At 71.5% G+C, this 12,898-nt stretch carries 10 protein-coding genes; 5 read left to right on the forward strand and 5 right to left on the reverse strand.

The window, feature by feature from the left end; translation table 11 throughout:
• Positions 1–42: 42 nt before the first annotated feature.
• The gene (dnaE, locus tag ACFWPQ_RS05285; RefSeq protein WP_384030152.1) at positions 43–3,582 is read left to right on the forward strand and encodes a DNA polymerase III subunit alpha; all 3,540 of its coding nucleotides are present in this window, start codon (positions 43–45) and stop codon (positions 3,580–3,582) included.
• A gap of 111 nt (positions 3,583–3,693) precedes the next feature.
• Here dnaE and ACFWPQ_RS05290 read toward each other — a convergent pair whose 3' ends face one another.
• Entirely contained in the window at positions 3,694–3,870 is a 177-nt protein-coding gene (locus ACFWPQ_RS05290) for a hypothetical protein (RefSeq protein ID WP_361283648.1), read from the reverse strand.
• 220 nt (positions 3,871–4,090) lie between these two features.
• Between ACFWPQ_RS05290 and ACFWPQ_RS05295 the strand changes: the two genes are divergently transcribed.
• The 4 genes from ACFWPQ_RS05295 to ACFWPQ_RS05310 all read left to right on the forward strand — a co-directional run bounded on the left by ACFWPQ_RS05295 (position 4,091) and on the right by ACFWPQ_RS05310 (position 8,125).
• Positions 4,091–5,314, forward strand: a complete 1,224-nt coding sequence (locus ACFWPQ_RS05295) for an NYN domain-containing protein (RefSeq protein WP_361283651.1) — start codon at positions 4,091–4,093, stop codon at positions 5,312–5,314.
• A gap of 199 nt (positions 5,315–5,513) precedes the next feature.
• Positions 5,514–6,488 (forward strand): ABC transporter ATP-binding protein, encoded by a 975-nt coding sequence (locus ACFWPQ_RS05300; protein ID WP_384030155.1) that lies wholly within the window; start codon positions 5,514–5,516, stop codon positions 6,486–6,488.
• 100 nt (positions 6,489–6,588) lie between these two features.
• Entirely contained in the window at positions 6,589–7,416 is an 828-nt protein-coding gene (locus ACFWPQ_RS05305; protein ID WP_384030157.1) for an ABC transporter permease, read from the forward strand.
• A 34-nt stretch (positions 7,417–7,450) separates the two neighbouring features.
• Complete coding sequence (locus tag ACFWPQ_RS05310; RefSeq protein WP_384030159.1) at positions 7,451–8,125, forward strand: AAA family ATPase; 675 nt, start codon at positions 7,451–7,453, stop codon at positions 8,123–8,125.
• A 666-nt stretch (positions 8,126–8,791) separates the two neighbouring features.
• Here ACFWPQ_RS05310 and ybaK read toward each other — a convergent pair.
• The 4 genes from ybaK to ACFWPQ_RS05330 form a co-directional block, all read right to left on the reverse strand.
• The gene (ybaK, locus tag ACFWPQ_RS05315; RefSeq protein WP_384030161.1) at positions 8,792–9,298 is read right to left on the reverse strand and encodes a Cys-tRNA(Pro) deacylase; all 507 of its coding nucleotides are present in this window, start codon (positions 9,296–9,298) and stop codon (positions 8,792–8,794) included.
• Positions 9,299–9,315: 17 nt separating this feature from the next.
• Positions 9,316–10,056 carry an LON peptidase substrate-binding domain-containing protein gene (locus tag ACFWPQ_RS05320; RefSeq protein ID WP_384030163.1) on the reverse strand — a complete coding sequence of 247 codons (741 nt, stop codon included), beginning with the start codon at positions 10,054–10,056 and terminating at the stop codon, positions 9,316–9,318.
• An 11-nt stretch (positions 10,057–10,067) separates the two neighbouring features.
• Positions 10,068–11,132 carry a hypothetical protein gene (locus tag ACFWPQ_RS05325; RefSeq protein WP_384030165.1) on the reverse strand — a complete coding sequence of 355 codons (1,065 nt, stop codon included), beginning with the start codon at positions 11,130–11,132 and terminating at the stop codon, positions 10,068–10,070.
• Positions 11,133–11,318: 186 nt separating this feature from the next.
• On the reverse strand, positions 11,319–12,896 hold the full coding sequence (locus ACFWPQ_RS05330) for an oxidoreductase (protein ID WP_384030167.1): 1,578 nt from the start codon (positions 12,894–12,896) through the stop codon (positions 11,319–11,321).
• Between the last annotated feature and the right edge of the window lie 2 nt (positions 12,897–12,898).

A 12,898-nucleotide genomic window follows, 5' to 3' on the forward strand; every position in this document is an offset into this window, starting at 1 on the left:
CGGAAGATCGTCGACGCCTGTTTTCCTTCGGAGGCCGAAACCGTGTCAAAGCCGCCCTTCACGCACCTGCACGTCCACACCCAGTACTCGCTGCTGGACGGTGCCGCGCGGCTCAAGGACATGTTCAACGCCTGCAACGAGATGGGCATGACGCACATCGCCATGTCCGACCACGGCAACCTGCACGGGGCGTACGACTTCTTCCACACCGCGAAGAAGGCCGGGGTCACCCCGATCATCGGGATCGAGGCGTACGTCGCCCCCGAGTCCCGGCGCAACAAGCGCAAGATCCAGTGGGGCCAGCCGCACCAGAAGCGGGACGACGTCTCCGGTTCCGGCGGTTACACCCACAAGACGATGTGGGCCGTGAACAGCACGGGCCTGCACAACCTCTTCCGGCTCTCCTCGGACGCGTACGCCGAGGGCTGGCTGCAGAAGTGGCCCAGGATGGACAAGGAGACGATCTCCCAGTGGTCCGAGGGGATCGTGGCCTCCACCGGCTGCCCCTCCGGCGAGGTGCAGACCCGGCTGCGCCTCGGCCAGGACGAGGAGGCCCTCAAGGCCGCCGCCGACTACCAGGACATCTTCGGCAAGGACCGCTACTTCCTGGAGCTGATGGACCACGGCATCGAGATCGAGCACCGGGTGCGCAAGGGCCTCCTGGAGATCGGCAAGAAGCTCGGCATCCCGCCGCTGGTGACGAACGACTCGCACTACACCTACGCGCACGAGGCGACCGCCCACGACGCCCTGCTCTGCATCCAGACCGGCAAGAACCTCTCCGACCCGGACCGCTTCAAGTTCGACGGCACCGGCTACTACCTGAAGTCCACGGACGAGATGTACGCCGTCGACTCCTCGGACGCCTGGCAGGAGGGCTGTGCCAACACCCTCCTGGTCGCCGAGATGGTCGACACCACCGGCATGTTCGAGGCCAAGAACCTCATGCCGAAGTTCGACATCCCCGACGGCTTCACCGAGGTCACCTGGTTCAAGGAGGAGGTCCGCCGGGGCATGGACCGCCGCTTCCCCGGCGGGGTCCCGGACGACCGGCAGAAGCAGGTCGAGTACGAGATGGACGTCATCATCCAGATGGGGTTCCCGGGCTACTTCCTCGTGGTCGCCGACTTCATCATGTGGGCCAAGAAGAACGGCATCGCGGTCGGCCCCGGCCGAGGCTCCGCGGCCGGCTCGATCGTCGCCTACGCCATGGGCATCACCGACCTCGACCCGATCCCGCACGGCCTGATCTTCGAGCGGTTCCTCAACCCCGAGCGCGTCTCCATGCCCGACGTCGACATCGACTTCGACGAGCGTCGGCGCGTCGAGGTGATCAGGTACGTGACCGAGAAGTACGGCGCCGACAAGGTCGCCATGATCGGCACCTACGGCAAGATCAAGGCCAAGAACGCGATCAAGGACTCCGCGCGCGTGCTGGGCTACCCGTACGCGATGGGCGACCGCCTCACCAAGGCGATGCCCGCCGACGTCCTCGGCAAGGGCATCGACCTCGACGGCATCACCAACCCCTCGCACCCGCGCTACAACGAGGCGGGCGAGATCCGAGGGATGTACGAGAACGAGCCGGACGTCAAGAAGGTCATCGACACCGCGAAGGGCGTCGAGGGCCTGGTGCGGCAGATGGGTGTGCACGCCGCCGGCGTGATCATGTCCAGCGAGCCCATCGTCGACCACGCCCCGATCTGGGTGCGGCACACGGACGGCGTGACCATCACGCAGTGGGACTACCCGCAGTGCGAGTCGCTCGGCCTGCTGAAGATGGACTTCCTCGGCCTGCGCAACCTGACGATCATGGACGACGCCGTCAAGATGGTGAAGTCCAACAAGGGCATCGACCTCGACCTGCTGGCCCTGCCGCTCGACGATCCGAAGACCTTCGAGCTCCTCCAGCGCGGCGACACCCTGGGCGTCTTCCAGTTCGACGGCGGCCCCATGCGCTCGCTGCTGCGTCTGATGAAGCCCGACAACTTCGAAGACATCTCCGCCGTCTCCGCGCTGTACCGTCCGGGCCCGATGGGCATGGACTCGCACACCAACTACGCCCTGCGCAAGAACAAGCTCCAGGAGATCACCCCGATCCACAAGGAGCTGGAGGAGCCCCTGGAAGAGGTCCTGGCCGTCACCTACGGCCTGATCGTCTACCAGGAGCAGGTGCAGAAGGCCGCCCAGATCATCGCCGGCTACTCGCTCGGCGAGGCCGACATCCTGCGCCGCGTGATGGGCAAGAAGAAGCCCGACGAACTGGCCAAGAACTTCACCATCTTCCAGTCCGGCGCCCAGAAGAACGGCTACAGCGACGAGGCCATCCAGGCCCTGTGGGACGTGCTGGTCCCGTTCGCCGGCTACGCCTTCAACAAGGCGCACTCCGCCGCGTACGGCCTGGTCTCGTACTGGACCGCCTACCTGAAGGCGAACCACCCCGCCGAGTACATGGCCGGTCTGCTCACCTCGGTCAAGGACGACAAGGACAAGTCGGCCGTCTACCTGAACGAGTGCCGGCGCATGGGCATCAAGGTGCTGCCGCCGAACGTCAACGAGTCGGTGCACAACTTCGCCGCGCAGGGCGACGACGTGATCCTCTTCGGCCTCGAAGCCGTCCGCAACGTCGGCACGAACGTGGTGGATTCGATCATCAGGAGCCGCAAGGCCAAGGGCAAGTACGGCTCGTTCCCCGACTACCTCGACAAGGTCGAGGCGGTCGCGTGCAACAAGCGGACCACGGAGTCGCTGATCAAGGCGGGCGCCTTCGACGCCCTGGGGCACACTCGCAAGGGCCTCACCGCGCACTTCGACTCGATGATCGACAACGTGGTCGCGGTCAAGCGCAAGGAGGCCGAGGGCCAGTTCGACCTCTTCGGCGGGATGGGCGAGGAGGAGAGCAGCGAGCCCGGCTTCGGTCTGGACGTCGAGTTCACCACCGAGGAGTGGGACAAGACCTATCTGCTCGCCCAGGAACGGGAGATGCTCGGCCTGTACGTCTCCGACCACCCGCTCTTCGGCCTGGAGCACGTGCTCTCCGACAAGGCCGACGCGGGCATCGCCCAGCTCACCGGCGGTGAGCACGCGGACGGCGCGGTGGTCACCATCGGCGGCATCATCTCCGGTCTCCAGCGCAAGATGACCAAGCAGGGCAACGCCTGGGCGATCGCCACCGTCGAGGACCTCGCGGGCTCCATCGAGTGCATGTTCTTCCCGGCGAGCTACCAGCTGATCTCGACCCAACTCGTCGAGGACGCGGTGGTGTTCGTCAAGGGCCGCCTCGACAAGCGCGAGGACGTGCCGCGGCTGGTGGGGATGGAGCTGGCGGTCCCGGATCTCTCCAACGCCGGCACCAACGCGCCCGTGATCCTCACCATCCCGGCCACCAGGGTCACTCCGCCCATGGTCAGCCGCCTCGGCGAGATCCTCAGCCACCACAAGGGCGACAGCGAGGTCCGGATCAAGCTCCAGGGCCCGACCAAGACCACCGTGCTGCGCCTGGACCGGCACCGGGTGAAGCCGGACCCGGCGCTGTTCGGCGACCTCAAGGTGCTGCTCGGCCCGTCCTGCCTGGCCGGATAGGCCTCACCCCGTAGGGACGGTCGTACGCGCGCCGAAGGGGCGCACCCGCGACGGGTGCGCCCCTCCTGCGTGCCTGGGCTTCAACAGCCCGGTGGGACCTGGTCGGTCCGCTCAGTTGTGACCGAAGCTCTTCTGCTTCTTCTTCGCAACGTCCGCCGGACTGCCCTGGATGTGCGACACCGGCGAGTCCTGGGACTCCGTCGACGTACGCTGCGGGTGCTCGTGGGACTGCTCGCTCTGCGAGGTGCGGTTCTGGGAGCCACCCTTGCGGTTCTTGTTCTTGGCCATGGTGATCTGCCTCCTGTGGGGGATCTAGGGGCCGAATTCAGATTCACATAGGCTGACAACGGACGCATTTCGGATAATTACCGTGTGTGACAGGGCTTGTCGGAGAGCGAGGTCCCGAAACGCCACGCCGAAGATCGAGTTCGGGCCGTTAACCCCCGCGTGGTCGGGCAGACTCGAAGGAAGCCCCGGAAGCAAACCTCCCGGAAAGAGGGTGAGTCGCGTGGACCGCTGCATCGTCCTGGTGGACGCCGGGTATCTGCTGGGTGCCGCCGCCAGTCTCCTCGCCGGTGAGCCCTCCCGATCCCGGATCACCGTCGACCACGCCGCGCTGATCCAGGCGCTGCGCGACCGCGCGGAGTCCGACACCGAGCGTCCACTGCTGCGCATCTACTGGTTCGACGGTGCCCCCGACCGCGTCCCCCAGCCGGAACACCGCCGGCTGCGCGTGATGCCCCGGGTGACCGTCCGGCTCGGCGCGCTGACCCGCAGCGACGGGCGCTGGGCGCAGAAGGGCGTGGACGCGGCCATGCACGCCGAGCTGACCGAGCTGGCCAGGAACCGGGCCTGCTCCGACGTCGTGCTGGTGACCGGTGACGGGGACCTGCTGCCGGGCATGATGGCCGCCAAGGAGCACGGGGTCGCCGTCCATCTGTGGGCCGTGCAGGCCGCCGACGGGGACTACAACCAGTCCGAGGACCTGGTCGCCGAGGCCGACGAGCGGCGGGTCCTGGACCGGGCGTGGATCACCCAGGCGGTACGGGCCAAGGAGCTGACCGCGGTCTGTGCGCCGCCGCCGGTGCCACGGCCGGAGATCGCCGCGATCCTCTCGGCGCCGCTGCCCGAGTCGTCGCTGGCGGCAGCGGCGGAGGCGGTGCCCGAGGGCGCCGACCGGGCCCCCGCGGCGAGCGTGGCGGAGAACGGGGCGCCGGAGCGGATGCCGACGCCGAAGGGGGTGCCGACGCCGAAGGATCTCGCCGCGCTGCGGGCGCCGGGCGCGCAGCCGGTCCAGCATCCGGCGACGACGGCGACGCTGCGGTGGTCCTCGGACAAGGGGTGGGTGGACCGGCCGGGGGGCGCGGCGGAGTCGGCGGAGGCGGCCTCCATGCCGACGCTGGCGCAGCTGACCACCGCGGAGCAGCGGTGGGCCGACCGGGAGGAGGACATCACGACCGTCGGCGGGGATCCGTACGAGGTCGGGCAGGTGTTCGCCAAGCGGTGGATGTCGCGGCTCGGGGACCAGAGCCATCTGCACAAGCTGTCGGGGATGTATCCGCGGATTCCGCACCGGATCGACGGCGAGCTGCTGCGGTACGCGGCGCGGTTCGGGTTGCTGGCGCACAAGGACGACCAGATCGACGAGCATGACCGGTACGCCATTCGGGCGGGGTTCTGGAGGGAGTTCGATGTGCCGGCGGGGGCCGGGGAGCATGCGTCGGCGGAGTGAGTGAGGGGGCGCGGTGGTGCTTTCGGCTGGGGGCCGGTGGGGGCTGGTCGCGCCCACGCGGCGGAGCCGCAAATGAATACAGTCCCGCGCCCCTTTGGGGCGCCAACTGCCCCAACGGTGAGTAAAGGGGCCCGACCCCGTAGTCTCGTCCCTTGTGAGTACGGGCGTGGGTCGGGCACTTCGGCAGCAGGGTGACGTCGTGTGTGCCGTGCGTGGGCTGACGAAGACCTACGCCGCGGTCAAAGGGCGGCGTGGCGCCCCCGCCGTGCCCGAGGTGCGGGCCACCGACGGGGTGGAGCTCGAGATCCGGCGCGGGGAGATCTTCGGGCTGCTCGGGCCGAACGGGGCCGGCAAGTCGACGCTCGTACGGCAGCTCACCGGGCTGCTGCGGCCCGACGCGGGCAGCGTCGAGATCCTCGGACACGACATCGTGCGGCACCCGGAGCGGGCCGCGCGGATCCTCGCCTACCTCGGGCAGGAGTCCAGCGCCCTCGACGAGCTGACCGTGTCCCTCGCCGCCGAGACCACCGGGCGGCTGCGCGGACTGGACGTACGGCAGGCCCGGAGCGAGCGCGACGCGGTGCTGGAGGAACTGGGCCTCACGCCCATCGCCGGGCGGGCGCTCAAGAAGCTCTCCGGAGGACAGCGGCGACTGGCCTGTTTCGCCGCCGCGCTGGTCGGGGAGCGGCCCTTGCTGGTGCTCGACGAGCCGACGACCGGGATGGACCCCGTGGCCCGGCGGGCCGTGTGGGCTGCCGTGGACCGGCGCCGGGCCGAGCAGGGGGCCACCGTGGTGCTGGTCACCCACAACGTCATCGAGGCCGAGACCGTGCTCGACCGGGTCGCCGTCCTCGACCAGGGACGGGTCATCGCCTGCGACACCCCCGCCGGGCTCAAGGAACGCGTCGCCGGCGAGGTGCGGGTCGAGCTGGTGTGGCGGGAGCGGGCGCCGCTGGATGTGCCAGAGGTCGCCGTCCTGCGGGAGCGTGCCGTCGAGTCCGGCCGGCGCTGGACGCTGCGGCTCGCGCCCGAGGAGGCACGCGCCGTCGTCGCCACGGTGACCGGCGGGGCCGCCTTCGCCGCCCTCGACGACTTCACCCTCGCCACGCCCAGCCTGGAGGACGTATACCTGGCGCTGGGCGGCGCCGCACGGCAGGGGCTGGTGAAGGCGTGAGGGCGAACGCGAGGGTGAACAGGACGGCGGCCATGCGCGTACGGAAAGGCGCGGCAGCGGTACGGGCCGCAGGTGCCGCACGGAAGGGGAGCAGCGCGACGTGAGTGTCGTACCCGCTGAGGTTCTGCCGGGCGGTGCCCTGGCCGTGGAGGAGACGGCGCCGGGTGCCCCGGTGGCCGAGCTGGGCCCGCGGGCGCGGCTGTGGCCGTCGCTGGTGGCCGTCTACCGTGCGCAGCTGTCCCGGGCCCGGGTGGCGCGGATCCCGCTGCTGTTCGTCGCGACGTTCCAGTCCGTCGGCATCATGATCATGATGCGCGGGGTGGTGGACTCGCGGAGCGAGGCCCAGTCCGTGGTGGCGGGCTCCGCGGTGGTCGTGGTGGCCTACGTGGCGCTGAACCTGCTCGCGCAGTACTTCGGGCAGCTGCGGGCGAGCGGCGGCCTCGACCACTACGCCACGCTGCCCGTGCCGCCGGCCTCGGTGGTGCTCGGGGCGGCCGCGGCGTACGCCTCGTTCACTGTGCCGGGGACGCTGGTGACCGCCGTCTTCGGATGCGTGCTGTTCGGGCTGCCGCTCGCGAACCTGTGGATCCTCGTCGCCGTGATCCCGCTCGCGGGGGCGGCCCTGGCGGGGCTGGGCGCGGCCTGCGGGCTGCTCGCGCCCCGGCCCGAGATCGCCACGCTGCTCGGGCAGCTGGGCATGTCCGCGGCGCTGCTGCTCGGGGTGCTGCCGCCCGACCGGATGCCGGGGATCATCCAGTTCGCGCGTGACCTGCTGCCTTCGACGTACGGCGTCGAGGCCTTCGCCCGGACCTTCGGGGCGCAGCCCGACTGGGCCGTCGTCCTCGCTGACCTGGGCGTGTGTGCCGGGGTGGGGGTCGTCTCGCTGGCCGTCGCCACCTGGGCGTACCGCAGGGCTGCCGTCCGGTGACGCGCCCCACAGGCCGACCTGGCACGATGGCATCGTGACCGCACCGCTGACGCCGCCGCCTCCGCCGCACGACCAGTCCTCGCACCAGGCCTGGCAGGCGCCGCCGCCTGCCGGGGAGGCGGCGGGGGAGTACGGACAGTACGGAGCGTACGGACAGGACGGTCCCGGGATGAAGACCGAACTGCGGGAAGGTGCCGTGATCGCCGTCGCGGTGGCCGTGAGCGGTGTGCTGCTCGGGCTGCTGTGGCTGTGGCTGGCGCCGCACGTACCGCTGGTGGGGGACCAGTCCGGCAAGAGCTGGGCGGTCTACCTCAAGGACAGCGAGGGGGAGCAGGCGGCGGGAGTGGACGGAACGTTCACGCTGCTGGCGCTGGCTCTCGGGGTCGTGAGCGCGGTCGTGGTGTTCCTGTGGCGGCGGCGTGGGGGTGTGCCGCTGGTGGTGGGGCTGGGGGTCGGGGGGCTGCTCGCGTCTTTCCTTGCCTGGCGGCTGGGGATGTGGCTGGGGCCGGAGCAGGACGTGATCGCTCACGCGAAGGCCGTGGGGAAGGGGGTGACGTTCTCGGCGCCGCTGAAGCTCGGGGCGAAGGGGGCGTTGCTGGCGTGGCCGTTGTCGGCGTTGGTGGTGCATCTGGGGTTGACGGCGCTGTTCGGTCCGCGGGACCCGGAGCCGCCGTACGAGGACGGCCCGTACGCCGCTCCGCCGGCGTAGCATCCTTCGCCCCCGCCGCCCCTACCCGTCCCATCCTCCAGGGGGAGCCCCCCCTTCGACCGCCCGCTCCGGGGGCTGCCGCCCCCGCACCCCCGCCTCGGCCTGAACGGCCTCGTCCTCAAACGCCGGACGGGCTGGTGGGTGGGCGCGGGCCCCGTTCGGCGACTGGGAAGCGGGGGCGTCGGCAGAAGAGCCAGGGGTGCGGGGAACTGCGCGACCAGCCCACGACGGCCCGTAGCCGACTTGCCACCTGGTGTCCGCGGCGGCCTGCAGTCGGGCTGGTGGGTGGGGGCGTGGGCCGTGTTCGGCAACTGCGAAGCGGGGGCGTCGGCAGAAGAGCCAGGGGCGCGGGGAACTGCGCGACCAGCCCACGACGGCCCGCAGCCGACTTGCCACCTGGTGTCCGCGACGCCCGGCGGTCTACCTGTCACCTGGCGCCCGCGGCGGCCCGCAGTCGGGCTGGTGCCCGGTGTGTTGTGAGGTGGGTGTCGGGCAGGGGCGCGGGAAAACCTGTGGTCGGGCCAGTTCGGCGCCCGCGCCCGGGGGGTTGCTATGCCGGACGGCGACCGTGGTTCGAGCGGGCCTTCTTCAGGCGCCACTTCCTTTTCCGTGTCTTCTTCGACATGTCTTCCGTACTTAACCGAGCACGGAGACTTCGTCGAGGGGTCACGCACGTCCGATGGGGGCCAGGGTCGCGTTCGTGAGGGTGGCCAGGGTGGTCGGGGCCAGTTCGACCTCGAGGCCGCGGCGGCCTGCCGAGACGCAGATCGTGGGGTGGGAGGAGGCCGAGGCGTCCAGGACCGTGGGGAGTTTCTTGCGCTGGCCGAGCGGGGAGATGCCGCCGCGGACGTAGCCCGTCGTGCGCTCGGCGAGGGCCGGGTCCGCCATCGCCGCGCGCTTGCCGCCGACCGCCGTCGCCAGGGCCTTGAGGTCCAGGCTGCCGGCCACCGGGACGACGGCGACCGTGAGCGCGCCGTCCACGTCCGCGACCAGGGTCTTGAAGACCCGGTCCGGGGACACGCCCATCGCCTCCGCCGCCTCCTCGCCGTAGGACGGGTGGGCGGGGTCGTGGTCGTAGGAGTGGACCGTGAAGTCCGCCCCCGCGGCCGTCAGGGCCACCGTCGCCGGGGTACCGCCGCCCCCGGACTGCTGCTTCTTCGGCTTCTTCGGCATGTCAGGAAATCCCCGGTTCAGTTCAGACTCGTCGGCGCCCGCGTCAGCTCCGCCGCGGGCAGTGACGGCAGGTTACGGATGATCGCCGTCTCGGAGCGAAGGAGTTTCAGCTCGTCGCGGAGGCGGGAGGCGGTGTCGGGGGCCTGCAGCAGGCGCTGCTTGGTGGGGGTGTCGTGCATCATCGCCGCCGCGACCAGGTAGGAGACGACCGACGGTTCGTCGGGGAGGTCCACGCCGGACGACAGTGAGCGTTCCCGCGCGCCCGCCAGACGCTTCTGGTACTGGCGGAAGGCCCGCAGGACCCCCTCGGCCAGCGCGCCCGCCTCGTCGCCCTGCTCCTCGGGCAGCTCCTCCAGCTCCGCCGTCAGGAACGGGCCCGACGTGTCGACGGAGAGCAGCCGTACCCGGTTCGTACCCGTGGCCAGTACCTCGAACGTGCCGTTCGCCCGCTCCCGGATCGTCGCCGCGTCCGCCACACAGCCCACCCGGTGGAAGGACTTGAGCGGGTCGGGTCCGAAGCCGGCCGCCGGGCCCTTCTCGGGCTGGGCCGTCGGGTCCGGCATGCCCGGTGCGGTCGCCGCCACTTCGTGGCCGTCGCGGATCGCCACGACGGCGAACCGGCGCGGTTCCTCCTCGGGCGTCTTCAGCAGGTCGCGCATCATGGCGCGATAGCGCTCCTCGAAGACGTTCAGCGGCAGCACCAGCCCCGGGAACAGCACCGAGTTCAGCGGGAAGAGAGGGAGACGGACGGTGGTCACGGCGCCACAGCCTAGTGGTCATCGGCGGTGGCATGTCCGCCGTGCTCGGTCCGTGGGCGTCCCGCGGCCCTCGCCGAGGGGGTCGGTTCGGCCTCGGGAGGCGGTTCCGTACCGGCCAGCAGGTGGGCGCGCAGGCGCAGAAAATGGCCCAGCGGGTCGTCGGAGAGGCGGTCCCAGGGGAAGGACGTGACGTACGGGCCGATCAGGTGCAGCTGGGTGCGGGCCGCCTCCCAGCGTTCCAGGCGGACCAGCAGGTACATCAGCTGGTTGCGGACCTCGGCCGGCCAGGGGTCGGCCGCCGGGAACCGCGCGGAGAGGTCGATCGCCCGGTCGGCCGCCGCGTCCAGGCGGGCGCGCGGCACCTCGGGGCCGCAGCCGTCGCTGAGGTAGGTGAAGGCCGCGCGGGCCGGCAGGGCCTGGACCAGCGAGTCCGGCGGGGCGTCCTGCGCGGCCAGGTCGGCGAAGTCGAAGCACTCGTGGTGCGAGCCGTGCCAGTACGTGGCCAGATAGCGCAGCGCCGCCACATGGCAGCCGGAGTGGTGCGGGGCACGGCGCACGGCCGCCTCCCACAGCTCCTCGAAGTACTTGTGGCCGGCATTCGTCCCGCGGGCGTGGTCGAGCGCGATCCGCCACGGCACCGGGTCCCGGTCGTCGCCGCGCGCGGCCGCCGTGATCAGCGGGCTGAGCGGGCGCAGGAGCTCCGCGCGGGCGGGGGAGTCCCAGGCGTGGTCGACCGCGAGCTGGGCCTGGACCGGCAGCAGGTCCGGGTCCTGCGGCGCGGTCACGGCCCACTGGTCGAGCCACTCGGTGCGGGAGCGGGCGAAGAGGGCGAGCCGGCGCACGTACCGGTCGCGTTCCTCCCACTCGGCCGCGTCCCTGGTGCCGGCCAGCAGTTTCGCGGCGGGTTCGTACTCGCCCCGGCCGGCCGCGACCAGCGCGGGGGCGAGACGTTCGTCGGGCGCGTCGAGGAACACCTCGTCGTCGGACGGGAGCGGTCCGGCAGCGAGACGCGGAGCGGTGGGGGCCCTCCGTGCGGAACGGAAGAGCGCGCGCAGCGAAGCCATGGTGTCGACCATTGAAAGTCCGCAGGTCGGGGCAGCGCCAGACGGTGTGGCCAACTCCATGAAAGTTGTACGGCGGCTGGTCAAGGACGCGTAAAAGGTGACTGTTGCTCATCTGTTCGGTACCTGTCAGAGGTGGTGCCCGAGGTGACTCGGGTGTCTCCGCGGCACCGGTCGTCCCCACCTGCCGCAGCAGCCTCGTCACCCCCGCCGCAGCAGCCTCGTCGCCCCCGCCGCCACCGTCGTCGCCAGGATCCAGCCCAGCAGGATCATCACCGCCGCCGCCCACTGCCAGCCGCCGGTGAGCCGCCACTGGCCGACCTGGCCCAGGTCGATCACCGGCAGCAGCAGGTCCAGGACGAACAGGGCCGGATCCCAGACCGGGTGGCCGCCGGAGTTCACCGGCGGATGCGGGGCGTGCGCGAACGCGAGCGTGCCCGCCGCCCACAGCACCGCCATCCACACCGCCGCCCGGCCCGGCCGGTAGCCGTAGGCCACCGTCAGGTCCTGCGCGAACCCCCAGAGCTTGGCGGCCGGCGGCAGCGTCTCGCGCCGCCGCCGCTGCTTGGCGAGCAGTACCTCGCGCGCGTCCTCGTCCTCGCCGGCGGCCCGCAGCACGGTCGCGAGCCGCTCGTACGGCTCCGGGTTGTACTCGGCGGTCGCCGCCGCCACCCAGTCCAGCCGCCGGGTCAGCGGGAACGGGCCCTGCGGGACCAGGTTCTCGTAGACGAACCCGCCCATGTGCAGCCGCCCCGGTCCCGGCCAGCTGGTCGCCCGGTCGACCAGGTTGGTGGTCCGGGCGCCCGACAGCAGCACCGCTCCGCGCTGCGGCTCCTCCCCGAGGAACCGCAGCTCCGGCGCCTGCACCCGGCGCAGCGACAGCTCCTGGACGTCCGTGAAGGCGAACCTCGCCCGCTCCAGGTCCACCGCGTCCCCGAACCGCCCGTCGTCCAGCCGGATCCCGCCCTGGCACTCGAACCGCTGGATCCGCGTCCCGCGCGCCGGGGTCGTCCCGCTCTGCCAGGGGCCGCCCACCCCGGCCGGGGTCAGGTACAGGGTCCGGCCGACGGTCAGCTGGGGCGCGTTCAGCGCGAACCGCCCGTCGGGGTTGCGCAGCCGCGCCCCGCGCAGGCTCAGCGAGACGCCCACCTTGGCGCTGCGCAGGCTCAGCTCCCCGTGCGACTCCAGGAGCTCCGCCTGCAGGTCCTGGCCGACGGTCATGCCGTCCGCCGCGATCGACCGCCCGCTGCGGTCCCGGTACACCACCGCCTGGTTCAGCAGCAGGTCGGTGCCGATGTGCGCGTCGGTCAGCCGGACCCCGCCGAGGAAACGGCAGCGCGGCAGATGCAGGTCACCCTCCGTGTGCACCCGGGCGGCCTCGAGGCGCGGCGCCGCACAGTCGACCAGTCGTACGGTCGTGAAATGCGCCTCCGGCAGCAGGATCTCGTCGTCGAACCGGCAGCCGCGCAGCTCCACGTACGGCGTGACCGTGCCGCCCGCCAGGTCCAGGGGGCCGGTGATCCGCACGCCGGCCAGCTTCAGCGAGGCCACCCGGCCCGCCAGCGGCGGCGGCCCGTCGAGCAGCAGCCAGCAGACGATCCGGGCCCGCACGGTCCGCTCGGGCCCCCACGGCTGGCCGCCGTGCGGATCGTCCACGTGCATGTCGCCGCTGCTCAGGTCGTACACACTGCCGTTGCGGAACGCCTGCCACATACCGGCCTCGGCCGCGGTCAGATCGTCCGGCAGGTCCCCGTCCCGGACGCCGTCCCCCTCGGTCACGG

Source organism: Streptomyces sp. NPDC058464 (assembly GCF_042721035.1).
GTDB lineage: Bacteria > Actinomycetota > Actinomycetes > Streptomycetales > Streptomycetaceae > Streptomyces.

Coding starts and splice junctions, on each gene's coding strand:
- ACFWPQ_RS05325 (WP_384030165.1), bottom strand. CDS start 11,132: ATGGTCGACACCATGGCTTCGCTGCGCGCGCTCTTCCGTTCCGCACGG.
- ACFWPQ_RS05290 (WP_361283648.1), bottom strand. CDS start 3,870: ATGGCCAAGAACAAGAACCGCAAGGGTGGCTCCCAGAACCGCACCTCG.
- ybaK (WP_384030161.1), bottom strand. CDS start 9,298: ATGCCGAAGAAGCCGAAGAAGCAGCAGTCCGGGGGCGGCGGTACCCCG.